General features: G+C 69.3%; 22 protein-coding genes. 12 read left to right on the top strand and 10 right to left on the bottom strand.

The window, feature by feature from the left end:
- Position 1: 1 nt before the first annotated feature.
- Together EAT49_RS13540 and cobS are read right to left on the bottom strand one after the other, a co-directional pair.
- Positions 2 to 382: a hypothetical protein gene (locus EAT49_RS13540; RefSeq protein ID WP_123642819.1), complete on the bottom strand. Its 381-nt coding sequence runs from the start codon at positions 380 to 382 to the stop codon at positions 2 to 4.
- A gap of 276 nt (positions 383 to 658) precedes the next feature.
- The gene (gene cobS / locus EAT49_RS13535; protein WP_123642818.1) at positions 659 to 1,645 is read right to left on the bottom strand and encodes a cobaltochelatase subunit CobS; all 987 of its coding nucleotides are present in this window, start codon (positions 1,643 to 1,645) and stop codon (positions 659 to 661) included.
- A 242-nt stretch (positions 1,646 to 1,887) separates the two neighbouring features.
- Between cobS and EAT49_RS13530 the strand changes: the two genes are divergently transcribed.
- Positions 1,888 to 2,421 carry a hypothetical protein gene (locus EAT49_RS13530; protein WP_185020754.1) on the top strand — a complete coding sequence of 178 codons (534 nt, stop codon included), beginning with the start codon at positions 1,888 to 1,890 and terminating at the stop codon, positions 2,419 to 2,421.
- Positions 2,422 to 2,442: 21 nt separating this feature from the next.
- Here the strand turns inward: EAT49_RS13530 and EAT49_RS13525 are convergent, their stop codons facing one another.
- The gene (locus EAT49_RS13525) at positions 2,443 to 3,072 is read right to left on the bottom strand and encodes a DnaJ domain-containing protein (RefSeq protein WP_123642816.1); all 630 of its coding nucleotides are present in this window, start codon (positions 3,070 to 3,072) and stop codon (positions 2,443 to 2,445) included.
- A gap of 76 nt (positions 3,073 to 3,148) precedes the next feature.
- Between EAT49_RS13525 and EAT49_RS13520 the strand changes: the two genes are divergently transcribed.
- Positions 3,149 to 3,400 carry a BolA family protein gene (locus tag EAT49_RS13520; protein ID WP_123642815.1) on the top strand — a complete coding sequence of 84 codons (252 nt, stop codon included), beginning with the start codon at positions 3,149 to 3,151 and terminating at the stop codon, positions 3,398 to 3,400.
- A 229-nt stretch (positions 3,401 to 3,629) separates the two neighbouring features.
- Here the strand turns inward: EAT49_RS13520 and EAT49_RS13515 are convergent, their stop codons facing one another.
- On the bottom strand, positions 3,630 to 4,541 hold the full coding sequence (locus EAT49_RS13515; protein ID WP_123642814.1) for an OmpA family protein: 912 nt from the start codon (positions 4,539 to 4,541) through the stop codon (positions 3,630 to 3,632).
- Positions 4,542 to 4,690: 149 nt separating this feature from the next.
- Positions 4,691 to 6,205 (bottom strand): Asp-tRNA(Asn)/Glu-tRNA(Gln) amidotransferase subunit GatB, encoded by a 1,515-nt coding sequence (gene gatB / locus EAT49_RS13510; RefSeq protein WP_123642813.1) that lies wholly within the window; start codon positions 6,203 to 6,205, stop codon positions 4,691 to 4,693.
- A gap of 187 nt (positions 6,206 to 6,392) precedes the next feature.
- Between gatB and EAT49_RS13505 the strand changes: the two genes are divergently transcribed.
- Positions 6,393 to 6,980 carry a transglycosylase SLT domain-containing protein gene (locus tag EAT49_RS13505; RefSeq protein ID WP_123642812.1) on the top strand — a complete coding sequence of 196 codons (588 nt, stop codon included), beginning with the start codon at positions 6,393 to 6,395 and terminating at the stop codon, positions 6,978 to 6,980.
- A gap of 74 nt (positions 6,981 to 7,054) precedes the next feature.
- Positions 7,055 to 7,903 carry a lytic transglycosylase domain-containing protein gene (locus EAT49_RS13500; RefSeq protein ID WP_246003848.1) on the top strand — a complete coding sequence of 283 codons (849 nt, stop codon included), beginning with the start codon at positions 7,055 to 7,057 and terminating at the stop codon, positions 7,901 to 7,903.
- A 35-nt stretch (positions 7,904 to 7,938) separates the two neighbouring features.
- Here the strand turns inward: EAT49_RS13500 and EAT49_RS13495 are convergent, their stop codons facing one another.
- Entirely contained in the window at positions 7,939 to 8,799 is an 861-nt protein-coding gene (locus tag EAT49_RS13495) for a lysophospholipid acyltransferase family protein (protein WP_123642811.1), read from the bottom strand.
- Between the two features lie 208 nt (positions 8,800 to 9,007).
- Entirely contained in the window at positions 9,008 to 11,584 is a 2,577-nt protein-coding gene (pepN, locus tag EAT49_RS13490) for an aminopeptidase N (protein ID WP_123642810.1), read from the bottom strand.
- A 104-nt stretch (positions 11,585 to 11,688) separates the two neighbouring features.
- Between pepN and EAT49_RS13485 the strand changes: the two genes are divergently transcribed.
- From EAT49_RS13485 to EAT49_RS13470, 4 genes are all read left to right on the top strand, one after another.
- Positions 11,689 to 11,892 (top strand): hypothetical protein, encoded by a 204-nt coding sequence (locus EAT49_RS13485; protein WP_123642809.1) that lies wholly within the window; start codon positions 11,689 to 11,691, stop codon positions 11,890 to 11,892.
- Positions 11,893 to 11,908: 16 nt separating this feature from the next.
- Positions 11,909 to 12,079 carry a DUF2256 domain-containing protein gene (locus EAT49_RS13480; RefSeq protein WP_123642808.1) on the top strand — a complete coding sequence of 57 codons (171 nt, stop codon included), beginning with the start codon at positions 11,909 to 11,911 and terminating at the stop codon, positions 12,077 to 12,079.
- A 34-nt stretch (positions 12,080 to 12,113) separates the two neighbouring features.
- Positions 12,114 to 14,264, top strand: coding sequence for a malate synthase G (locus EAT49_RS13475; RefSeq protein ID WP_123642807.1), 2,151 nt, complete (start codon positions 12,114 to 12,116; stop codon positions 14,262 to 14,264).
- A gap of 83 nt (positions 14,265 to 14,347) precedes the next feature.
- Positions 14,348 to 15,130, top strand: coding sequence for a gamma-glutamyl-gamma-aminobutyrate hydrolase family protein (locus EAT49_RS13470; RefSeq protein WP_123642806.1), 783 nt, complete (start codon positions 14,348 to 14,350; stop codon positions 15,128 to 15,130).
- 19 nt (positions 15,131 to 15,149) lie between these two features.
- On the opposite strand, the gene EAT49_RS13465 is transcribed toward EAT49_RS13470, so the two are convergent.
- Positions 15,150 to 15,686, bottom strand: a complete 537-nt coding sequence (locus tag EAT49_RS13465) for a hypothetical protein (RefSeq protein ID WP_123642805.1) — start codon at positions 15,684 to 15,686, stop codon at positions 15,150 to 15,152.
- 44 nt (positions 15,687 to 15,730) lie between these two features.
- On the opposite strand from EAT49_RS13465, the gene EAT49_RS13460 reads away from it, so the two are divergent.
- Positions 15,731 to 16,417, top strand: a complete 687-nt coding sequence (locus EAT49_RS13460) for a D-lyxose/D-mannose family sugar isomerase (RefSeq protein ID WP_123642804.1) — start codon at positions 15,731 to 15,733, stop codon at positions 16,415 to 16,417.
- Positions 16,414 to 16,812, top strand: coding sequence for a VOC family protein (locus EAT49_RS13455; RefSeq protein ID WP_123642803.1), 399 nt, complete (start codon positions 16,414 to 16,416; stop codon positions 16,810 to 16,812). Before EAT49_RS13460 ends, EAT49_RS13455 begins: the two co-directional genes overlap by 4 nt.
- Before the next feature lie 6 nt (positions 16,813 to 16,818).
- On the opposite strand, the gene EAT49_RS13450 is transcribed toward EAT49_RS13455, so the two are convergent.
- Positions 16,819 to 20,535 carry a Hint domain-containing protein gene (locus EAT49_RS13450; protein WP_123642802.1) on the bottom strand — a complete coding sequence of 1,239 codons (3,717 nt, stop codon included), beginning with the start codon at positions 20,533 to 20,535 and terminating at the stop codon, positions 16,819 to 16,821.
- Positions 20,536 to 20,677: 142 nt separating this feature from the next.
- A complete protein-coding gene (gene kynU, locus EAT49_RS13445; protein WP_123642801.1) occupies positions 20,678 to 21,871 on the bottom strand; it encodes a kynureninase in 1,194 nt (397 codons plus the stop codon).
- Between the two features lie 100 nt (positions 21,872 to 21,971).
- On the opposite strand from kynU, the gene EAT49_RS13440 reads away from it, so the two are divergent.
- Both EAT49_RS13440 and EAT49_RS13435 read left to right on the top strand, forming a co-directional pair.
- Complete coding sequence (locus EAT49_RS13440) at positions 21,972 to 22,424, top strand: methyltransferase family protein (protein ID WP_123642800.1); 453 nt, start codon at positions 21,972 to 21,974, stop codon at positions 22,422 to 22,424.
- A 292-nt stretch (positions 22,425 to 22,716) separates the two neighbouring features.
- The gene (locus tag EAT49_RS13435) at positions 22,717 to 24,294 is read left to right on the top strand and encodes a Re/Si-specific NAD(P)(+) transhydrogenase subunit alpha (RefSeq protein WP_123642799.1); all 1,578 of its coding nucleotides are present in this window, start codon (positions 22,717 to 22,719) and stop codon (positions 24,292 to 24,294) included.
- Positions 24,295 to 24,304 lie beyond the last annotated feature (10 nt).

The following is a 24,304-nucleotide window of genomic DNA, read 5'->3' as shown; positions in this document are numbered from 1 at the left end:
GTCAGCCGAGCAGCAGGTCCGTACAGGGGGCGAGGAGGCGGCGGGCATGAGTTTCGGCCCAGAGCCTGTCGGCGGGATCGGTTCCGAAGGTGGCGCGCGACAGGAGGGCGGCGAAGCTTGCCTTTGCCTGGATGCGGAGGGCGAGGGCCTCGGTGGCGCGGTCGGGCGGGGTGAGGAGGGCGAGGATGTCGAGCGTGGTCTCGCGGTGGCTTTCGGTCTCGCCCGGGGGGTCGGACATCAGCCAGTGATGTTCGAGCCGGGCCGAGAGGCGGCCGGCGCAGGTGGCGAAGGTGCGCAGGCGATCCTCGGGGGTGTCCGGCGCCGCGAGGGCGGGGAGCGGGAGAAGGGCCACGAGGGCGAGAAGGCGGATCAGCGTTCCCATACCGAGGGAGAATAGGGCGGTTCGGTTTTCGTTCCGCCTGAATCTTGTGCGGTCTGGAAAGTCTTGCCGGTGGGTGTGGGATGACGCGCACAGCCCCGGAGGTGGCGCGGGTCAAGGGCGCACCGGGACGGCCCGAAGAGCGGGCCGGGGCGTCAAGCAGGCACGGTGCTGCGGTGTGGCAGGCGGGGAGTGGCGCGCATGTACGCGCCTCCTACGGGAGGGCGGTGCGGCTGCGCATGATCGCGCAGCCGGCGGCGCCGGGCCGGTGCGTCGCGGTCAGCCGAGGCTGGTGGAGGCGGCGCTCTCGGGCAGTTCCTCGTCGAAGCAGCGCTGGTAGAACTCTGCCACGGTCTGACGCTCGAGTTCATCGCACTTGTTCAGGAACGACAGGCGGAAGGCGTAGCCCACGTCCTTGAAGATGCGCGCGTTCTCGGCCCAGGCGATGACCGTCCGGGGCGACATGACCGTCGACAGATCGCCGTTCATGAAAGCGGTGCGGGTCAGATCCGCCACGGTCACCATGCGGCTGACGGTCTTGCGGCCGTCGGCGCTGTTGTAGTGGGGCGCCTTGGCGAGGACGATCGCGGCCTCGGCGTCGTGGCTGAGGTAGTTCAGCGTGGCGACCATGGACCAGCGGTCCATCTGTGCCTGGTTGATCTGCTGCACGCCATGGTAGAGTCCGGTGGTGTCGCCCAGACCCACGGTGTTCGCGGTGGCGAAGAGGCGGAAGGAGGGGTGCGGCGTGATGATCTCGTTCTGGTCCATCAGCGTCAGCTTGCCGTCATGTTCCAGAACGCGCTGGATCACGAACATGACGTCCGCGCGGCCCGCGTCGTATTCGTCGAAGACGATGGCCACGGCGTTGCGCAGCGCCCAGGGCAGGATGCCCTCGTGGAATTCGGTCACCTGCTTGCCGTCCCGCAGCTTGATCGCGTCCTTGCCGATGAGGTCGATCCGGGAGATGTGGCTGTCGAGGTTCACGCGCACGCAGGGCCAGTTCAGACGGGCCGCGACCTGTTCGATATGGGTCGACTTGCCGGTGCCGTGATAGCCCTGGATCATCACCCGACGGTTGTAGCCGAAACCAGCCAGAATCGCCATGGTGGTGTCGCGGTCGAACTTGTAGGTGCTGTCGATCTCGGGCACGCGCTCGCTGCGTTCGGGGAAGCCCTTGACGTGCATGTCTGTGTCGATGCCGAAGACATCGCGAACCGACACGTCCTCCGTGGGTTTCGCGTTTCCGTCCATCATGCCGTCGGCCATCGGTCTGCCTCTCCATCAGGGCGCGCGTCTCGACGCCGGGGATGCAACATATCTCCCCTGCCCGCAAGGGGAAGGCCGCGGCGCGGGGGGACGGGATTGGTGCCGGAAAGGACCCGATGGGCGGCTCCGCGCAGGCCTGTCGCGGGTGCGCGGCCAGTGCTCCGGGATTGCCCTGATCCCGCCATGTTTCCGCCATGTTCGGGCAGCACGCGCTTGCCGATGACAGGCAGGATGGACGGGCCGTGGGCAGGATAGCCGATTGGCTGACAGTGGAGAGCCGGGGTGAGCGGGCGCGCGTGCTGGCGTGGCTCATCGTGGCCACAGGCGGCGCGATCCTGTGCCGCGTTTCCGTAGGACGCATCGACACGGGCCCGGTCCTGCCGGTCGTGGCGCTGGGCTGGTACGATCTCTGGATCCTGGCGGCGGGCGTGACCGGGGGTCTCGGCGGGTTCTACCTCGTGCGGGAGAGCCTGGGGCAGACGGGGCCGGCCGGCTGGACGCGCGCGATCTTCGCGGCGCTGGTGCTCGGCTTTTCCGGATCGGTCATCGCGGGGACGCTGGTGCTGCCGATCTACGGCACGATGTTCGGGCCGCTGGTGCTGGCGGTGACCCTGATCGACCTGCCGGTGCTGGCCGTCGCCTGGACCGGGAGCCTCGTCGGCGTCCATTTGCTGATGCAGCGCTGGCGGGAGGAGCGGGAGTCGATCTTCGTGCCGCTCCCGGTGGCGCGCGTGAAGGGGAGCCGCGGCGGCGGCGCGGGCCGGCTCCGGGGGTGAGGCCCCCGGTCTGCCGGGGGCTCAGTCCTTGAAGGAGCGGGAGGCCTTGATCTGGTCCCAGGCCCAGACGACCTCTGTCAGCTGGTCCTCGTGGCTGCGGTCGCCGCCGTTCATGTCGGGATGCAGCACCTTGATCAGCGCCTTGTAGGCCTTGCGGATCTCGGTCTTGGTCCAGGTGTCCTTGGCGTCGAGGATCTCGATGGCGCGGCGTTCCGTGGGCTGGAGGCGGCGGCTGCCGTTGCGGGCCGTGCCAGGGTTGCGGGTGGCGTTGTCGCCGAGGACCGCGTGCGGGTCCTCGATGCCGAGCCGGGCCCAGGCGCGTTCCTCCACGGATTTCTTGAAGGGCTTGGTTTCCCGTTCCCAGACGCGGTCGCGCTCGACCTGGTCGAGGTAGTCCTGGTCGGAGCCGGTCTCGAAGTAGTTCCACTTCAGATTGTACTCGCGCACATGCTCCTTGCAGAACCAGTAGTAGTCGTCGGTCGTGTCGGGGCTTTTCGGGGCGCGGTACTTGCCCGCTTCCTCGCAGCCCTCGTGGTCGCAGACCCTCTGGGAGGTCTCGAACGCCCCCGACATGCCGCGGCGGCCGCGCGGGTTCTTCTTCTTGGAGGCCGAGACGGAGAGGTCGAATCCGAACGGATCTGGCTTTGGCATGTCGGCTCCTTGTCGTGTAGGGCCGCCGGAGTTTAGACCATGGCGCGGCACTTGTAAGGGGGCAGAGGGCGGAAAAATGGGGATAGAGGCGGAAATCCGTGCGCGGCTGGAGGCGGCTTTCGCGCCGGAGCGGCTGGTGGTGCGGAACGACAGCGCGCGCCATGCGGGGCATGCGGGCGACGACGGATCGGGGGAGAGCCACTGGCATGTGGAGATCGAGGCCGCGGCCTTCAAGGACATGGGCCGGGTGCAGCGGCACCGGGCGGTGCATGGCGCGCTGGGCGACGTGATGGACCGGATTCACGCGCTGGCGCTGGATGTGAGGTGACGAGCGTCCCGGCGGGGTGGCTCTGTCCCGGCGTTGGGCGCGGTGGGTTGGAAGCCCAGCCTGCGGGCGCGTTGGGTTGGAAACCCACCCTACGGGGGAGGTGGGTTGGAAACCCACCCTACGGGCGCTGGCGCTGGACGTGAAGTGAGGGCGTCCACGTGTGGACGCCCCATCAGAGCATTGATGTCGTTATTTTTTACGTGATCAGGCGACCCGGCCCGCGGGCGGTTCAGTAGCCGATGATCTCGACCCGCCGGTTCAGGGCACGGCCGTCGTCCGTGCCGTTGTCCGCGACCGGCTCTGTCTCGCCGCGGCCCTCGGCGCGGATGGTCACGCCGGAGAGGACGGGCAGGCCCGAGAGGTAGTCGCGGACCGCGAGGGCGCGGGCTTGGGAGAGGGCGTTGTTGTACTCGTCGCTCCCGGCGGAATCGGTGTGGCCGACCACGCGGAAGGCGTCGAGCCTCGCGGCGGCGATCTCCTCCGCGAGGTCGTCGAGCGCCGCCAGCGCCTCGGCCCTGAGTTCGGTGCTGTCCACGGCGAAGAGGACCGCGCCGTCGAGCACGAAGCGCAGGCTCGATCCGATCGCGGCGACGGCGTCGATGTCCGCGCCGGCGTAGCGGGTGCCGCTTTCGATGCCGTCATCGGTGAGGCGCACGAAGCGGAAGCTGGTATCGGCCGGGGCCACGCCGGAAAGGTCGATCTCTGCGCGGCCGCCGCTGATCTGTCCGAGGTCGATCCAGTCGGTGCCGTCCTCCGAGACGGCGAGGGCCGTGCCCTCGACATTCGGTCCCACCTCGAAGACGTAGTGGTCGGGCCCGTCGACGTCGATGATCGCGTTGTCCTCGAATTGCAGGACCAGGGTGCCGTCGCATCCGAGAGACACGAAGGTGCCGTCGTTCACATCGCCCGAGAAATCCGGCGGGCCGAGCGCCACGCGAGGGTCGGAGGCGCTCGGAGAGATCGTGCCGGTTCCGGCCGTGTAGGAGACGACGCGGTCGGCGAAGGAGCGGTCTCCCTGTGGCAGCGTCACCGTACCGCGCGCCCCGTCGCTGTAGTCTTTCGGACCGTCCTGAGCGGAGGCCGGGCCGGCGAGGAGGGCCAGCGAGGTGACGAGGGCGGGAACGAGGGCGTTCATATGCATGGGGGTCAATCCTGGGAGAGGCGACGCGTCCGGGCCGGTCCCGACCCGGTCCGGCTGACTTGCACACGGATGACCTTGAGTAAAGCGCCGCACGATGCCCGACCTCGCCGTGGTCCCGGCGGTGCGGCCGAAGGTGGCACCATGGCCGGTCACAGCCCCAGCTTGGCCGCCACCAGATCGTTGACGGCCTTGGGGTTCGCCTTGCCGCCGGTGGCCTTCATCACCTGGCCGACGAACCAGCCGGCGAGTTTCGGGTTCTGTTTGGCCTTCTCGACCTGACCCGGATTGGCGGCGATCACCTCGTCCACGGCGGCCTCGATGGCGCCGGTATCGGTGACCTGTTTCAGCCCCTCGGTCTCGACGATCTCCGCGGGGTCGCGGTCCTCGGTGTAGGCTTTCTCGAAAACGTCCTTGGCGATCTTGCCGGAGATGGCGTCCGAGGCGATGAGGTCGATGATCTGGCCGAGACGTGCGGGCGAGAGGGGGCTTTGGGCGATTCCGAGGTCGTCCTTCTTCAGCCGGCCGAAGAGCTCGTTGATGACCCAGTTCGCGGCCTGCTTGCCGTCGCGGCCCTGGGCCACGGCCTCGAAATAGCGGGCGTTCTCCACCTCGGCGGTCAGCACGTCTGCGTCGTATTCCGTCAGGCCGAAGTCCTTTACGAAGCGCGCCTTCTTCTCGTCGGGCAGCTCCGGCATGGAGGCGGCGATGCCGTCGACCCAGGCCTGCTCGATCTCCAGCGGCAGAAGGTCGGGGCAGGGGAAGTAGCGGTAGTCATGGGCCTCTTCCTTGGAGCGCATGGAGCGCGTCTCGCCCTTGTCGGGATCGTAGAGGCGGGTTTCCTGCACGATGCTGCCGCCGTCCTCGAGAATGGCGATCTGGCGGCGGGCCTCGTACTCGATAGCGGCCTGGATGAAGCGCATGGAGTTCATGTTCTTGATCTCGCAGCGCGTGCCGAGATGGGAGAAATCCTGCGTCTCCTGGTATCGCTCGTAGTCGCCGGGGCGGCAGACCGACACGTTCACGTCGGCGCGCAGGTTGCCGTTCTGCATGTCGCCGTTGCAGGTGCCGAGATAGCGCATGATCTGGCGCAGCTTGGCGACATAGGCGGCGGCCTCCTCGGGGCCGCGGATGTCGGGACGGCTGACGATCTCCATGAGGGCCACGCCCGTGCGGTTGAGATCGACGAAGGACATGGCGGGGTCCATGTCGTGGATCGACTTGCCAGCGTCCTGTTCGAGGTGGATGCGCTCGATCCGCACGCGGCGGGCGAGCCCTGGGCCCATGTCCACGATCACCTCGCCCTCGCCCACGATGGGGTGATAGAGCTGGCTGATCTGATAGCCCTGGGGCAGGTCGGGGTAGAAGTAGTTCTTGCGGTCGAAGGCGGAGGTCAGGTTGATCGCGGCCCGGAGGCCGAGCCCGGTCTTCACCGCGAGCGCCACGCAGCCCTCGTTGATGACCGGCAGCATCCCGGGCATGCCCGCGTCCACGAAGGCCACGTTGGAATTGGGCTCGGCGCCGAATTCCGTGGAGGCGCCGGAGAAGAGCTTGGCGTTCGAGGCGACCTGGGCATGGACCTCGAGGCCGATCACCAGTTCCCAGTCGCCGGTGGCGCCCCGGATCACCTTGGGTTTCGGGCTTTCGAAAGCGAGATGGTCGAGCATGGGGGCCTCCGCCTGTGCGCGCTGGGCAGGGGTTTATGGGCTGGCCGGGGCAGCTTCAAGCGGGGAGAGCCGCAGGGCCGATCGGCAGAGGATCGCCCATCGGCGGGCGGCCGACTCGACCTACGGGAAATGACGGGGCAGAGGACGGGCGCCGGACGACGGGTCCGGTGCCACCTCAGATGGACTCATGCGCCTTTTCGCCGTTATCGCCGCCGCCCTCAGTCTCTCGGCCTGTGCCGTTGTCCCCCCTCCCTCCCCCGAACCCGAGCTGACGCCGACGCTCGCGACGATGCGGTGGGACCACCGGCCGGAGGCCTCGGAATGGACGGCGGCGGGATTCGCGGCCATGGAGACCCACGGTGCGACGCTCCTCGACATGGTGCCCGCCGATATCGCCGCCTGGTGCCCGGGCTACGAGACTGCGACGCGCGAGGAGCGGCAGGCGTTCTGGACCGGCCTCCTGTCGGCGCTCGCCAAGCACGAAAGCACCTGGAACCCCCGGGCCGTGGGCGGCGGGGGCCGCTGGTTCGGCCTCGTGCAGATCGCGCCCGCCACGGCGCGCGGCTATGGCTGCGAGGCGCAATCGGGCAGCGCCCTGCGCGACGGTGTCGCCAACATCAACTGCGCGGTCCGCATCGCCGCCCGGCAGGTGGCGCGCCACGGCACGGTGAGCCGGGGGATGCGCGACTGGGGGCCGTTCCATTCGGCCTCGAAGCGCGAGGACATGCGCGCCTGGGTGTCGCAGCAGTCCTATTGCGCGGCCCCGGCGCAATAGCCTTTCGGCAAGGATCCGCCCGCTCCGGCGCCGCCGTCTTGCGGTGCGGGGGCAGCGGGGGCAGGTAGGCCGGGATGTCTGCCTGCCGCGCCATCCTGGCGGGTCTCGTCATGTACGTATGCGCGGCGGGGGCCGCGGCGGACATGGGCGGGGCACCGATCGCGCCCGTGCTGCGCTCCGACGCCCTGCGCCTTGCCGCGGAGGCGCGGATGGAGCGGCTGTCCGAGGTCCGGCCCCCTGTGCGGCCCGTGCACATGGTGCGCGTGCCGCCGAGGGTGATCGAGGGGCCGCCTCCGCTGCCGGTGCCCAGCCGGCAGATCTACATTCCCGACACGCAATGGGACCATATCGGCGGGGCCGACAGCTGGACCACGGCGGCGCTCGCGGCGATCCGGCGCCATGGCGGCGGGCTCGAGGATATCGTGCCCGCGGATATCGAGACCTGGTGTCCGGCCTATGCCACGAACCCGCCGGCCATGCGCCGGGCCTTCTGGGTCGGGATGATGTCGGCGCTGGCCTATCACGAGAGCCGCTACCGCCCCAGGGCCGTGGGCGGCGGCGGGCAGTGGTACGGGCTTCTGCAGGTCTATCCGCCCACGGCGCGGCACTACCGCTGCGCCGCGCGGACGGGCGAGGAATTGAAGGACCCGCATCTGAACCTCGCCTGCTCGGTCCGGATCATGGCGCGGCAGATCCCGTCGCGGGGCACGGTCAGCCAGGGGATGCTGGACTGGGGGCCGTTCCATTCCTCCACGAAGCGCGCCGAGATGGCGGCCTGGACCCGCGAGCAGGACTATTGCCGCCAGAACCTCGCGGTGATGGCGAGCCTGCGGCCCCAGGCGCGGCCCGCGCCGACGTCGGTGGCCGAGGCGATGGCGCCCGCACAGCCGCGGCTGAGCACCATGGGTCTTCCGGGACGATAACGGATCATCGGCGCGAAGGCGCGGAGGGTCGTCGCTCAGAACCGCAGGAGCGGGCGGCGGGTCGCGCGGACGAGGCTGACCGTGGGCGCATCCTCTCCGCCGAGGGCGAGGGTCGCGCGGCGCAGCATCTCGATTCCGTCCTCGGAGGTCTCCGGCAGGGCGGAGGGGGAGATCGGCTCGCCCACGGTGACGCGGAACGGCTGGCGATGCTTGTTCAGCGTCTCGTAGAACAGCGTGATGTCCCGCAGCGTCGGGTGGATCAGGTCGAAGAGGTAGAAGAGCACGGAGTTGCGGGCGCGGATGTGCACGGGGATCACCGGCAGGTCGAACTTGCGCGCGATCATCGCGGCAGAGGCCATCCAGGGCCGCTCGTAGAGCCTGAGGCCCCGGCGCTTTGCAAGGCGGCCCGCGGGGAAGATCACGCCGAGCCGGTCGTCCGAGACCGCGCGGCGCATGAAGGCCATGGTCTCGCGCGTCTTGCCGTGGCTGCGCTTGTCCTTGCGCCATTCGACGGGGGCGATGTAGTCGGCCATCTGCGGCATGACCCGCAGGATGTCGCTGTTGGCCATCACATAGAGATCGGGCCGGATCGGGGCGATGAAATGGTGCAGGATGATCCCGTCGGCGATGCCGGTGGGATGGTTCGACACGATCAGCGCGGCCCCCGCGCGCGGGATGTTCGTGAGCCCGGTGCAGTCGACGTCCCGGGCGAGCATCTCGCCCATGCGGGCCATGATCTCTGCCGAGGGGCTCGATTTCAGGGTCTCGGCGATGGCGATCGTGCGGTCGTAGCTGAGGGCGCGGTGCAGCGTGCCGCGGACGAGACGGGTCCCGGGCCGGTCAGCGAACAGCCATGGTGCCCTCTCGGCGATCAGCGGATCTATGCGCTCTTTCATGGCCCGCACCCACCATGGCAGTATCACGGTCGTATGACAGCGGACTGGTCCGCCCCGGAGGGCAACGCGCCCCGCCAGTCCCCGGTTCCCCGCTCTATACGACGCCCGGCAGACCCGCGCCAGTGTCCACGTCCCCGGGCGCACACGGCCGGCGGCCCCTGGCGCATGCGGCCGAGTCCGGTTCCGGGAACGGGGCGGACGCGGACGGTCAGCCGAGCATCCGGCCGACCATCTCCCCCAGATCGCGGCTGAGCCCGGGGGTGGCGGCGATCCGGTCGAGCCGGTGCCGGATCGCGGCCTGCCGGTCGGGCGCGTAGCGGCGCCATGTCTCGAAGGCGGTGGACAGGCGGGCGGCGGTCTGCGGGTTGCGGGCGTCGAGGGTGAGCAGCCCCTCGGTATAGAGGTCGTAGGCCGCGCCGGAGGGGTGGTGAAAGCCCGCCGCATTGCCCGCGAGCGATCCCATGACCGACCGCACCCGGTTCGGCGTGGTCCAGGTGAAGAGCGGGTGGCCGATGAGCCGCCGCGCGGTGGCGGCGGCCTCGGCGGGGGCGGCGCGGACGACCTGGAGGGCGAACCACTTGTCCATGACGAGCCGGTCGTGGCGCCAGCGCGCCTCGAAGGCGGCCAGTTCCGCCGCGCCGGCGCCGACCGACAGGAGCGCGGACAGCGCCGCGAGCGAGCGCGTCATGTCCGGGGCCGCGGCGAATTCGGCCCGGGCGAGGGCGCCGCCGTCCCGGCGGGAGAGGAGCGCGAGGCTGGCGCCGGCAAGGGCGCGGCGTCCGGCGCTGGCGGCGTCGGGCCTGTACGGCCCGGGTGTCGCGGAGGCGTCATGGGTGCGGGCGAGCAGGTCCCCGAGCCGGGCCGCGATACGGTCGCGCTGGGTCTCGCCCGCGGCGCGGATCTCGAGCGGTTCGGGCGGCAGGCCACGGTCCGCGAGGGTCTGGGCGATGTCGTCCTCGGACGGAAGCGCGAGGACCTGCGCCTTGAACGCCGGGTCGAGCGCGGGGTCCTCCAGCACCGCGGCCAGACCGTCGAGATAGGCGCCGTCATCGGCCGCGGCGCCGGTGGCGCGGTCGCAGAGGACGGCGCGGGCGAGATCGCGGCCCGCATCCCACCTGAGGAAGGGATCGGTGTCATGGGCGAGGAGGAAGGCGTTCTCCTCGGTGGTGCGGGGGCGGTCGACGATCACGGGCGCGGAGAAATCCCGGTTGAGCGAGGCGACGGGGCGGGCGGTGTCGAGCCCCTTCGCGGCGGCGAGGGCGGCTGCGTCGAAGCGGCGGGTCTCTGTCGTGGCGGTCAGCTCGATCACCGTGGTGGGCAGGAGTTCGGCGCCGGAGGGGTGCAGCAGCCCGATGGCGAAGGGGATCACCAGCGGCGCCTTTTCGGGCTGGCCGGGCGTGGGCGGGGTCGACTGGCGGAAGGTGAGGGTGAGATGTGTGCCGTCCCACTCCTCGGAGACCGAGACGCGGGGGGTGCCGGCCTGGGAATACCAGCGCTTGAACTGCGCGAGGTCGCGGGCGGTCACCTCCTCGAACACGGAGAGCCAGTCCTCGATCGTCACCGCCTGCCCGTCATGGCGGTCGAAATGGAGATCGCAGCCACGGCGCCACGCGTCGTCCCCCACCAGCCGTTTCAGCATGCCGACCACCTCGGCGCCCTTCTCGTAGACGGTGATCGTGTAGAAATTGTTGATCTCGACGAAGCTCTCGGGACGCACCGGATGGGCCAGGGGGCCGCCGTCCTCGCGGAACTGGCGCGCGCGCATCAGGCTTGCGTCCTCGATGCGTTTCACGGGAGCGGAGCGCAGATCCTTGGTGAATTCCTGATCGCGGAAGACGGTCAGCCCCTCCTTGAGACAGAGCTGGAACCAGTCGCGGCAGGTCACGCGGTTGCCCGTCCAGTTGTGGAAATACTCGTGGGCGATGACCGATTCGATCCGCTCGTAATCGCTGTCGGTCGCCGTGTCGGGAGAGGCGAGGACGAGAGCCGAGTTGAAAATGTTCAAGCCCTTGTTCTCCATCGCGCCGGCATTGAAGTCGTCCACGGCCACGATGTTGAAAATGTCCAAGTCGTACTCGCGGCCATAGCGCTCCTCGTCCCAGCGCATGGAGGCCTTGAGGCTTTCGAGGGCCCAGGCGCAGCGGTCCTCGTCGCCGGGGCGGACCCAGATGGCGAGATCGACGGCGCGGCCCGATCGGGTGGTGAAGCGGTCGCGCACCGCCCGGAGGTCGCCGGCCACAAGGGCGAAGAGATAGGCGGGCTTGGGCCAGGGGTCGTGCCACTCGGCCCAGCCGGGGCCGCTCGCGCCGGGGTTGCCGTTCGACAGAAGCACCGGGGCATCGCTCTCGATGCGCACGTCGAAGGGCGCGAGCACGTCCGGGCGGTCGGGATAGTAGGTGATCCGGCGGAAACCCTCGGCCTCGCACTGCGTCGCGTAGACGCCGTTCGACATGTAGAGGCCCTCGAGGGCGGTGTTGGCGGCGGGAGCGATCTCGACCTCCGCCTCGAAGGTGAAGGGGCCGTCGGGGACGGCGCAGGTCAGGCCCTCGGGGGTGACCGAAGGGCTGACGGGGATGCCGTCGATCCGCGCCGACAGCAGCGCAAGCTCTTCACCGTGCAGGAAGAACGGCGCCGGCGCGGCGCCGGGGCGCGGCCGGAGGGAGAGGCGGCTCGTCACCCGGGTGGCGTCGGGATCGAGGCGGAACGTGAGCTCCGTGCGGGTCACCTCCCAGGGCCAGGGCGTGTAGTCCCGGAGGTGGATCTGGGCGGGCGCCGCGTCTTTCATGAGAGGGCCTCTCGAACCTGGGCCGGACCCGGAACCGGGGCCGCGGAGGGACGTTAGAGTCCTGACCAGCGGGCTGCAACAGCCCGCAAGGAAAGGAGGTTCCGATGTCGGCACCTGAAACAGATCTGAAGAAGCAGGAACGTCGCCACTGGCCGCCCCTCGTGGGCATGGCCATCGGTGTGATCTTTGCGCTGGGGCTCCTGACGCTGCTGATCATCTGGATGGCGGCGCAGGGCAACGAGCCGGGCGAGGACGAGCGGACGCCTATCGACCTGCCACCGGGCGCCACGATACAACAGGCGCAGTGACCCGCCGGAGCCCGTGATGCCGAAAATGCGCCGCAAGGCGGACCTGCCGCAGAAGACATGCGCCGTCTGCGGCAGGTCGTTCGTTTGGCGCAAGAAATGGGCGAAGCACTGGGACTCCGTGCGCTACTGCTCTGATCGCTGCCGTGGAGAGCGCGGTGGCGTTGCCGATAGGAAACAAACGGTCTAACCCTGCCCGCCGACACGACAGGTGGGAGAACGGCATGACGGATCGGGTGGATCGGGCGGGGCTGCAGGTGGCGCAGGGTCTGGCGGAGTTCGTGGAAGAGCGGGCGCTGCCGGGCACCGGCGTTTCACCGGAGGCCTTCTGGGGCGGCTTCGCGGGGCTCGTGGCGGAGTTCGGACCGCGGATCGCGGAGTTGCTCGAGACCCGGACGCGGCTTCAGGAGCAGATTGACCGCTGGCACCGGGAGCGGGCGGGGAAGGCCCATGATTCCGAGGCTTATACCGCGTTCCTCAAGGAGATCGGCTATCTCGGAGACGAGGGGCCGGATTTCGAGGTGGAAACCGCCGGGGTCGATCCCGAGATCGCCGAGATCGCGGGGCCGCAGCTTGTGGTGCCCGTGACCAATGCGCGGTTCGCGCTCAACGCGGCGAATGCGCGGTGGGGCTCGCTTTACGATGCGCTCTACGGGACCGACGCGCTGGGCGAGGCGCCCGAGGGCGGCGGCTATGACGCGGTGCGCGGGGCGCGGGTGATCGCCTGGGCGAAAGCGTTCCTCGACCGGGCGGTGCCCCTCGCGGAAGGCTCCCATGCGGAGGCCGAGAGCTATGCCGTGGTGGACGGCGCGCTGCAAGTGACGGTGGGCGGCAAGGCGGTGGGGCTGGCCGATCCGGCGCAGTTCCTGGGCCATGCGGGCGACGTGGCGGAGTTGCAGATCCTTTTGCACAACAACGGGTTGAAGATCGAACTTCTGATAGATCGCAGCACGCGGATCGGGCGGGACGATGTGGCCGGTCTTTCGGATGTCTGGCTGGAATCGGCGGTCTCGACGATCATGGACTGCGAAGATTCGGTGGCCTGCGTGGATGCGGAGGACAAGGTCCTCGCCTATGGCAACTGGCTGGGGCTGATGCGGGGCGATCTTGTCGAGACCTTCGAGAAGGGCGGCGAGACGGTGACGCGGAAGCTGAACCCGGACATGACCTATCGGACGGCCGGCGGGTCGCTGGAGGTCAAGGGCCGCTCGCTGATGCTGGTGCGCAACGTGGGCCATCTGATGACCACGCCGGCGGTGCTGACGGGCGCCGGGGCGGAGATCCCCGAAGGGCTGATGGACGCGCTGCTGACGGTTCTGATCGCCATGCACGACCTGAAGAAGACGGACGGCGCGCGCAATTCGGTGGCGGGGTCGGTCTATGTGGTGAAGCCCAAGATGCACGGCCCCGAGGAGGTGAAGGTCGCCGTCGAAACCTTTGACCGGGTGGAGGATATCCTCGGGCTGCCACGGAACACGGTGAAGATCGGGATCATGGACGAGGAGCGCCGCACGAGCGTCAACCTCAAGGAATGCATCCGCGCGGCGAAGCGCCGGGTGTGCTTCATCAACACCGGGTTCCTCGACCGGACCGGCGACGAGATCCATACCTCGATGGAGGCGGGACCCATGGTGCCGAAGGGCGAGATGAAGAACGCCGCCTGGATCGCGGCCTACGAGGACCGGAACGTGGATATCGGGCTGGCCTGCGGGCTGCGGGGCCGAGCGCAGATCGGCAAGGGCATGTGGGCCATGCCGGACCGGATGGGCGCGATGCTGGAGGCCAAGATCGGCCATCCGCAGGCGGGGGCGACCTGCGCCTGGGTCCCGTCGCCCACCGCCGCGACCCTGCACGCGACCCATTACCACGAGGTGAGCGTGCCCGAGGTGCAGGCGCGGATCGCGGAGGGCGGGCCGAGGGGCACGCTCGGGGACCTGCTGACGATCCCGCTGGCGACGGGGCGCAATTTCTCGGACGAGGAGATCGCGCGGGAGGTGGAGAACAACGCGCAGGGCATCCTGGGCTATGTGGTGCGCTGGATCGACCAGGGGGTCGGCTGTTCGAAAGTGCCGGATATCAATGACATCGGCCTGATGGAGGACCGCGCGACCTGCCGGATTTCGAGCCAGGCCCTGGCGAACTGGCTGCATCACGGTGTGGTGTCGGAAGAGGCCGTGATGGCGGCGATGAAGAAGATGGCCGAGGTCGTGGACCGGCAGAACGCGGGCGACCCGTCCTATGTGCCGATGGCGCCGGGCTTTGACGGGGTGGCGTTCCGCGCGGCCTGCGACCTCGTGTTCGAGGGGCGGGCGCAGCCCTCGGGCTATACCGAGCCGGTGCTTCATGCGCGCCGGCAGGAGCGCAAGGCGGCCTGAGGCGCGAGCGGCCTGTGCGGTGGCGCGGGCTTTCCCTCGGGGCCCGCGCATTCTAGGTTTCCGATGGTTTCGAGGAGAAAAGCATGTCCCGGCCCGTCATCGGCATCATCGGAAACTACCACGTCATCAACGGGCGCTACCCGACCCATGCGGGCGGAACGATGAATTCCGAGGCGATCTCGCAGGTGTCGGACTGCATTCCGGTGATCCTGCCGGCCGATCCGACCTATGTGGGCGTGGGCGAGCTTCTCGATCTCTGTGACGGGGTCCTGCTGACCGGGGGGCGGCCCAACGTGCATCCCGAGGAATACGGCGAGGCGGCGACCGAGGCCCATGGCGAATTCGACCGCAACCGCGACGCGGTGGCGCTCGGCCTCGTGCGGGCCTGCGTGGAGCGGGGACAGCCGATATTCGGGATCTGCCGGGGTTTTCAGGAGATGAACGTGGCCATGGGCGGCACGCTCTGGCCGGAGATCCGCGATCTGCCGGGGCGGATGAACCACCGGATGCCGCCCGACGGCACTCTGGAGGAGCAGTTCGCCATCCGCCACCGGGTGACGGTGAGTGCGGGCGGGCCGTTCGCGCGGCTCTTCGGGGCGACGGAGGTGATGACGAACACGCTGCACGGTCAGGGCATCAAGGAGCCGGGCATGCGAGTCGTGGTGGACGGCGTCGCGGACGACGGGACCGCCGAGGCGGCCTATATCGAGGGCGCGCCGGGCTTCACGCTGGCGGTGCAGTGGCATCCGGAGTGGCGCGCCGCGGAGGACGAGGTGAGCCGGGCGCTGTTCCGGGCCTTCGGCGACGCGGCCCGGGCCTGGGCCGCGGGCGCGCGGCCGGGACGGCTGACGCAGGCTGCGGGCTGAGGCCCGCCTCTCGCCCGGGTCAGGTCTCGGTTCCGATCTCCCCCGTCAGGATCGAATCGGGTCCGTCCGCCGCCGGCACGTCGAGCGGCGGATCGACGCCGCCGAACTGGGACGCGTTGCTGCCGGGCCGGGCCGAGAGGAAGACGTTCACCGCGTCGCGCACGTCGCCCACGGGGGTGCCCTGGCAGAAATCCACGATGTAGCCCGCGATCAGCGCGTCGTCGCCGGGGCCGGGCAGGGAGACCTGGTCGTTGGTGCGGGTGAAGTCCTCCCACTCCGAGAGGCCCCAGCGGGTTGCGGTGTAGATCGGCCCTGTGGATACGGAGTTGACGATGGTGGTGCAGCCGATCGCGCCGGGACTGCCGGGGGGCGTGTAGGCGGGATCGGGCGTGGCATAGCCCTGGGCCGCGGCGTCGAGCACCGGCGGGCCGGGGTCCTCGATGTCGAGCCCGCCTCCGCCCGCGAGGGGCAACGGAACGCCGCCGCAGCCCGAAAGGAAGAGCGCCGCCGAACATAACGTGGCGCCTGAGGTCAGCTTGGTTCTTGCTCTTGTCATCGGGCTCGGGATCATTGTTGGAAATAACTTACGGGAAGGTGCCTATGAAACGCTCGGAGATCAATCGCATCATGGCGGAGGCGGACGAGATGATCCGCGCGCACGGCTTTGCGCTCCCGCCGTTCGCGCGCTGGAGCCCCGAGGACTTCCGGGCCAGGGCGGCGGAGGCGCGACATGTGATCGACACGCGCTGCGGCTGGGACATCACCGATTACGGCGCCGGGCGCTATGACGAGATGGGGCTGTTCCTGTTCACTCTCAGGAACGGGAAGCCCGAGGACCTGAGCCGCGGGAAGGGCATGTGCTATGCCGAGAAGCTGTTGATCTCCAAGGAGGATCAGCTTTCTCCCATGCATACGCACCACATCAAGGCCGAGGACATCATCAACCGCGGCGGCGCCACGCTGGTGATCGAGCTTCACGGCTCGGACGACGAGGGCAACTTCGCGGAAGACCGGGGCGGCGTGGTGATGTGCGACGGGGTCGCGCGGCCCTACGGGCCCGGAGAAAAGCTGCGGTTCGCGCCGGGGGAGAGTGTGACCCTTATGCCCGGCGACTGGCACGCCTTCTGGGGCGAGGGCGGCGACGTGCTGATCGGGGAGGTCTCCACGGTGAACGACGACGAGACCGACAACATCTTCCGCGAGCCGATCGGGCGGTTCTCCACCATCGAGGAGGACGAGGCGCCGACGCATCTTCTGGTCAGCGACTACGCGGACTGGCTGCGATGAGGCTCGATCTCGTCACGCTGGTGGTCGCGGAATACGATCCCGCGATCGCCTTTTTCACCGGGGCGCTGGGGTTCGAGCTGGTGGCGGACGAGCCGTCGGTGAGCTCGCGCGATCCGCAGGTGAAGAAGCGCTGGGTCGTGGTGCGGCCGCCGGGAGGCGGGCCGGGGCTTGTGCTCGCCCGGGCGGCGAGCACGGCGGAACGCGCGCGGATCGGCGACCAGACGGGAGGGCGCGTCGCGCTGTTTCTGGCGACCGACGATTTCGACCGCGATCACGATGCCTTTCGCCAGCGGGGCGTCGTGTTTCTCGAGGCGCCGAGGGAGACGAGCTACGGCCGTGTGGCGGTGTTCCAGGACTGCGAGGGCAATCTCTGGGACCTGATCGAGCGGCGCTGAGCCTCGTCAGGCGGTGAGGGCGAGCGCCTCGAAGCGCTTGAGGCAGCGGCGGGCGGTGTCGCCGTAGGCGGCCGGATCGCCGCGCAGTTCGGGAAAGAGGGCGAAAAGCTCGTGCCGCGCGGCGTCGTCGACGGCATTCAGGCCCACGTCGCCGGGATGGAAGCTCTCGGTGGCGGCCCCTTCGGCGTAGATCACCTCATGGGCGTCGAACATGAGGTGGTAATAGGTGACGAGGCCGCCCTCCTCCTGCGTGACGTCCCGCCCGTCCACGAGATGGGTCGCGGCCACGAAGACCTCGCGCTCGCCGAAGAGCAGCTCCGCCCGGTAACCCTGGAACAGCAGGCGGTGCTGGGGGGAGACGACGAGATCGGTCTCGAGCCCGGTGAGGACGCCGGCGCGGATGCGGATCGGCGCGAAGCGGGTGCGGGCCGGAACCGTCCGGTGGCCGATCCAGCGCACCGGTTGCAGGCCGTGATCGCGCGTCACGACGCGGTCGCCGCGGCGCAGGTCCTCCACCGCCACGAGACCGCGCTCGGTCGCGAGGCGGCTGCCCTTGGCGAAACAGATGATCTGCTCGATCCCCTCGAAGGTCAGGATCGAGCCGTTGTCGAGGGTGATGAAGCCGGAAGAGCTCGCGTTGCCGCTGGCGTTGGTCGTGGTCCCGGTGATCGTGAGCGAGGAGAGATCGGCCAGATCGCCCAGCTGAAGGACGTCGCCGCCGCCGGCGGATTCGTCCGTGTCGCCGCCGTAGATGAAGATGTCGCCGGTCTCGCCCAGGTCCTCGAGGACGAAGAGATCGTCGCCCGCGCCGCCGTCCGCCGTGTCGCCGCTGTCGAAGACGATGGTGTCGTTGCCGCCGCCCCCGAAGAGCGTGTCGTTGCCGGCATCGCCCGACAGGACGTCGTCGCCGTCGCCGCCCTCGAGCGTATCGTCGTCGGCGCCGCCGAAGAGCGTGTCGTCGCCGTCGCCGCCGACGAGAAGGTCGTTGTCGTCCTGCCCGTAGATCGTGTCGTTTCCGTCCCCGCCGTAGAGGCTGTCGGCATTGTTGCCGGGCGCGAGGTCGGTGCCGTCGTTGGGCAGTTCGTAGGGCAGGTAGAGCGCGTAGTCGGGGTTCGTCGGCGCGACGTCGCCGTAGATGACGTCGTCGCCCGCGCCGCCGAAGACGGTGTCGTTGCCTTCGTTGCCCTCGATCGTGTCGTCGCCCGCATCGCCGTGGACCACGTCGTCGTCGAAGCCCGCGTCGATGCTGTCGTTGCCGTCGCCGCCGAAGACGATGTCGTTGTCGTCGCCGGTCAGGATGGTGTCGTTGCCGGCCCCGCCGAACACCGTGTCCATGTCGTTGAACGGGTTCGGGTCGGCGGGATAGTAGAGCGGATCGCCGGGGGTGCCGTAGCCTTCGTCGGGCAGGCCGGTCCCCGGCGTGGTGCGGGTGTTGATGAAATCGTCGCCGTCGCCGCCCTCGACGAAATCGTTGCCGGCGCCGCCGAGGATCGTGTCGTTGCCCGCTCCTCCGAACAGGCTGTCGTCGCCGGGACCGCCGTAGAGGGTGTCGTCGCCCTCGTCGCCGGAGAGCGTGTCGTCGCCGGCGCCGCCGTCGAGCAGGTCGTTGCCGGTGCCGCCGTAGAGGCTGTCGCTGCCGGCCCCGCCGAAGATCGAGTCGTCGCCCGCATCGCCGTAGAGGGTGTCGTCGCCCCCGGCGAGCGCGATGTCGACGGAGGTGTCGTTGGTGGAGACCACCGTGATGTTGTCGATCCCGAGGGATTCGTCGGCGAGGGCCTGGTTCGTGGTCGAGCCGAAGCTGAGGGTGATCTGGCCGTCTGTGTAGTCGTCCGCCTCGAGGCGGACGCGCCAGATCTGGTCGGACCAGCTGCCGGAGAAGCCGAGCGGGCCGCTTTCCTCGAGCACGAAGCTGTAGCTGTACTCGACGCCGTCCAGGGTGACCGTGCCGGTCCGGTCGCCCTCGAAGGCGGGATCGAAGGCGCTGAAGAGCTCGTTGGCGACCTGGGTTCCGTTGACGTAGAGCTGGAAGGCGTCGCCGTCCGGCCCGGCGCTCGAGCCCGGGTTGTTCGCGTCCCAGCTGTCGATGATGTAGAGGTCGAACTCGATGACGACGCCGGAATAGCCCTCGGCCAGGTCGTAGGTCTTCTCGGTCAGCGGCCCGCCGCTCGAATTGCCGTTGGTGCCCGCGAAGCGCCCGAGGAAGGTGGTGAACTCCCCGCCGGTCGAGGTAGTGGCGTCGCTCCAGCCTGAGGCGCCGGACTGGAAATCCTCGAAGGAGACCTGCACCGCGTCGCCCGGGCTCGGGTCGTCGCCGGTGATCACGTCGTCGCCCGCGCCGCCGTATATCTCGTCGGACCAGGCCCCGCCTTCGAGCGTGTCGTTGCCTTCGCCCCCGTAAAGGCTGTCGTTGCCGATGTCGCCGAAGAGGCTGTCGTCGCCCGCGTCGCCGTGGAGCGTGTCGTCGCCCTCGCCGCCATAGACGGTGTCGTCGTCCGCGCCGGCGAAGACGATGTCGTTGCCGAGGCCCGCGAAGACGGTGTCGTCGCCGCCGAAGGCCATGATGATGTCGTCGTCCCCGACGGTGCCCTGCGCGCCGGTGGCGTCGTTCGCATCGACGAGATCGCCGTCCGGGTCGCCGGTATAGGAGGTGTCGATGAGGTCGGCGCCGAGGGTGCCGTCGACGGTGCCGTCGGGCGTCAGGGTCACGACCGTGGTCGCGGTGATGTAGCCGACGTCGGTGTTGCCCATGACGTCGACCACCGAATAGGTGAAGACCGAGGTGGTTGCGGCGGGTCCCGCGGTCACGGTCAGCGTCATGTCGGAATTGAGCGTGACGGTCTCGCCGGTGGTCAGCGTCACGGTGTCGCCGGGACCGATGGCCGAGCCGTTGATCTGGGTGATCGTCAGCCCGCCGCCGAGCGTGTCCACGTCGTTGCCGAGCACGTCGAAGATGCGGGTCGTGCCGGCCTCCAGCGACACGGTGTCGTTGATCGCCATGGCGACCGTCTGGACGCTGTCCGCGGCGATCAGGACGTTGGAATCCCAGAGCGCGTCGCCCGCGTCGGCAAGACCGATGCGGATCGTGTTCTCCTGCCCGGAGTTCACCGGCGCCTTCAGCGTCAGGGTCCGTGTGAACCCGTCCATCTCGGTGTTGAAGGGGTCGGTCGAGGCCGGGTTGTTGATGAAGAGGTTCGCGTTCGTCGTCGGGTTGACGGTGTCGATGGCGACGGTCTGCCCGTCGGGCGTGATCGGCGTCAGGACGCCGTTGATGTAGACGATGAACGGGTCGTTGAAGCCGGCATTGACGTATTCGAGATATTCCTCGGACGAGAACACGAACTGCATCGTGATCCAGTCGCCGTCCGGGATGAAGGTGGCGTCGAAGATCACCCCGTCGTAGGTGCGCACGCCCGCGGCGGCGTTCAGGGCCGGGTCGTTGTTGATGCCGCCCGCCGTGTCGGTCGAGGTGTTGCCCGCGGTGTTGGTGTTGGTGCTGCCGTCGCCGTTGGTGAAGCTTCTCACGTTGCCGGTGGACAGGATCACGCCGCTGTCGGCGGGCACGACGCCGGGGGAGGTGGCCAGACCGTCGGAATAGATGCCGTACTGGACCGGGTCGCCGGCGATCGAGGCGCTGACGATGGTCACGCCCGCGCCGAACATCTCCTCGGCGAGGTCCATCGCCGAGACGGCGCTGTTGATGTTCAACTCGGTCGCGATCGCCATGTTCTTGCACCTGCCGCAGCACTTCGCGGAACAGCGGGGCGCGTGGACTTCCCCTCTGCGCCCCCCGGCTAGAGGGGCGAGGCGTCAGAATTGGGATGCAATTGCGGCGTCTCTCGGGCGATTGTTCCCGGAACGGAACCGCTCAGGTGACGGCGGCGCGGGTCCTGAAGGCGGGATCGTCCCAGAGGCGATCCGTCAGCACCGCGTCGAGCGTCTCGACGGCGGCATCGATCTCGGCCTCGCCCACATAGAGCGGCGTGATGCCGAAGCGCATGATGTCGGGCGCGCGGAAATCGCCCACGACCCCGCGGGCGATCAGGGCCTGCATCGCGGCATAGCCTTCGGGGAAGCGGAAGGAGATCTGGCTGCCGCGCGCCGCGGGATCGGCGGGGGAGGCCAGGACGAGGGGCAGGCCGCGGGCCTCCACGCCCTTGCGGAAGCGCTCGGAGAGGGTGCGGGAGCGGGCCTCGAGCTCGGCCATGTCGATGCCGTCGAAGACATCGAGCGCGGCGTCGAGGGCCGTGAGCGCCAGCACCGGCGGCGTGCCCACGCGCATCCGGTCCACCCCGGCGGCGGGGCGGTAGTCGAGATCGAAGGCGAAGGGCGCCTCGTGGCCGAGCCAGCCCGAGAGGGCGGGGCGCACGGTATCGGCGTGCGCGGGGGCGACGTGGATGAAGGCCGGCGCGCCGGGTCCGCCGTTGAGGAACTTGTAGGTGCAGCCGACGGCGAAATCGGCCCCCGCGGCGGCGACATCGACGGCCAGAGCCCCGGCGGAATGGGCGAGATCCCAGATCGCGAGCGCGCCCGCCTCATGGGCGCGGGCGGTCAGCGCCGCCATGTCGTGGCGCCGGCCGGTGCGGTAGTCGACCTCGGTCAGCATCAGGACGGCGGTGGTTTCGTCGATGGCCTCGGCCACGGCCTCGGGGGCCACGAGGCGCAGCTCGTGGCCCCGGCCGAGACTGCGGATCAGCCCCTCGGCCATGTAGAGATCGGTGGGGAAATTGCCGGTGTCCGACAGGATCACCCGGCGGTCGGGATTGAGGTCGAGCGCGGCGGCCAGGGCCTGGTAGACCTTGACCGACAGCGTGTCGCCCATGGTCACGCTGCCCGGGGGCGCGCCGATCAGCCGGGCGATGCGGTCGCCGATGCGGGCAGGCGCCTCCATCCAGCCGGCGCGGTTCCAGCCGCCGATGGCCAGCCTGCCCCATTCGGCGCGGAGCGTCTGCTCGAGGCGGGCGGGCACGGCCTTCGGCAGGGGCCCGAGGGAATTGCCGTCGAGATAGGCGATGCCCTCGGGCAGGTCGAAGAGGCGGCGGGTGGCGGCGAAATCTGTCATGGGAGCGCCTTAGAGCGGCGCGACGCGCGGGGCAACAGGCGGCTCCTCCGTCCCGAAAGGCGGTCTCGCCTTGCGCCTGGCGCTGTGCTTATCTCCCGCCATGCCGTTGTGGAAATGGATCGACATCCCGCCTGTCTGGCTGGCGCTCGCGCTGGGCCTCGCGTGGTGGATCGGGGAGGTCTCGGCCCTGTCGCTGGGCGGGCCCTGGGCCGATTTCCTCGGCGGGCTGATGGTGGGCGGGGGCGTCATCCTGATGGGTCTCGCCCTGGTCGAGATGCGCAGGCGGCGGACCACGCCGATCCCCCATCTCGAGGCGGATCATCTCGTCACCTCGGGCATCTTCCGGCGCACGCGCAATCCGATCTACCTCGGGGATGTGCTCGTGCTGGCGGGGCTCATCCTTTACTGGGACGCGCCGCTGGCGCTGCCCCTGGTGCCGGTCTTCGTCTGGTGGATCGAGCGGCGCTTCATCCTGCCCGAGGAGGACCGGCTGCGGCGGAAGTTCCGCAAGGACTTCGCCGCCTATTGCGAGCGGACGCGGCGCTGGGTCTGAGCGGGGCGCCGGGGGAAAGGGCGCGAGCGCCGGGCGTCGCCCTTGTCGCGCGGACCGACGGCGCGCCCCGGGCGGTCCCCGGGCTCTCCAGGCCATTTCCGGGGTGGAAAAGGAGAGGCGGGGCGCGAAAGCGAGAGCCGGATGCGCAATCCCTGTGCGGGAGGTCGCAAACGATTGCAGCTTAGGGAATCCCGGGATAAATTGCGGCTCTGACCGGGGTGCGGGCTCTTGTGAAACATTCTTGCGCGCTATACTCAGCCCCGAACGATCGGCGAACGAGGGGGATCTGCCCGTGAAAATCGGCGCACCGAAGGAAATCCTGCCCGGCGAGGCGCGCGTGGCGATGACGCCAGCCTCCGCCGGCATGTTGCAGAAGCTGGGCTATCAGTGCGTGATCGAGGCGGGGGCCGGCCTGGCCTCGGGCTTCACCGATGCCGCCTATGCCGAAGCGGGCGTCGAGGTGGTGGCGGATGCGGAGGCGCTCTGGGCCGCCGCAGAGATCGTGGCCAAGGTGCGCCCGCCCACCGAGGAGGAGGCGGCGCGGCTGCGCGAGGGGCAGCTCCTGATCTCCTTCTTCTACCCGGCCTCGAACGAGGCGCTGATGGAGACCGCGCGGGCCCAGGGCGCCTCGGTCATCGCCATGGACATGGTGCCGCGCATCAGCCGCGCGCAGAAGATGGACGCGCTGTCGTCCATGGCCAACATCGCGGGCTACCGCGCGGTGATCGAGGCGGGCAACGAGTTCGGCCGCTTCTTCACCGGGCAGGTGACCGCGGCGGGCAAGGTGCCGCCCGCGAAGGTGCTGGTCGTGGGCGCGGGCGTGGCGGGTCTCGCCGCCATCGGCACCTCCACCTCGCTCGGCGCCATCACCTACGCCTTCGACGTCAGGCCCGAAGTGGCCGAGCAGATCGAATCGATGGGGGCGGAGTTCGTCTTCCTCGAGTTCGAGGAGAGCGAGCTGCCCGACGGATCGGCGACCGGGGGCTATGCGCCGCCGTCCTCGCCGGAGTTCCAGGCCAAGCAGCTCGAGAAGTTCCGCGAGATCGCGCCCGACATGGACATCGTCATCACCACGGCGCTGATCCCGAACCGGCCGGCGCCGGTGCTGTGGACCAAGGACATGGTCGAGGCGATGAAGCCGGGCTCGGTGATCGTGGACCTCGCCGCCGAGCGCGGCGGCAACTGCGAGCTGACGGTGAAGGACGAGAAGGTCGTCACCGACAATGGCGTCACGATCCTCGGCTATACGGACCTCAACAGCCGGATGGCGACGCAGTCCTCGACGCTCTATGCCACCAACATCCGCCACATGATGACGGACCTGACGCCCGAGAAGGACGGCACGGTCGTGCACAACATGGAGGATGACGTGATCCGCGGCGCCACCATCGTGCATGCCGGCGAGATCACCTATCCGCCGCCGCCGCCGAAAGTGGCGGCCATCGCGGCGCAGCCCAAGAAGGACAAGCCCAAGGAGCTGACCGCCGAGGAGAAGCGCGCGCAGGAGGTCGCGGCCTTCAGGGCGCAGACCCGGAGCCAGGTGGCACTCCTTTCCGTCCTCGCGGTCCTTCTTCTCGCCGTGGGCCTCGTTGCGCCGGCGAGCTTCATGGCGCAGTTCATCATCTTCATCCTCGCGGTCTTCGTGGGCTTCCAGGTGATCTGGGGGGTGGCACATTCGCTGCACACGCCGCTCATGGCGGTCACGAACGCGATCTCCTCGATCATCATCCTGGGCGCGCTGATCCAGGTCGGGGCGGAGTCCGTGCTCATCACGATCCTCGCCGCGGCGGGCATCCTGATGGCGGCGGTGAACATCTTCGGCGGCTTCCTCGTCACCCGGCGGATGCTCGCCATGTTCCAGAAATCCTGAAGGGGCGGGG

The organism is Histidinibacterium lentulum, assembly GCF_003789055.1.
GTDB classification, from domain to species: Bacteria; Pseudomonadota; Alphaproteobacteria; order Rhodobacterales; family Rhodobacteraceae; genus Oceanicola; species Oceanicola lentulus.
The sequence above is the reverse complement of the archived record's forward strand: the minus strand, read 5'-3'. Positions and strand labels throughout refer to the sequence as shown.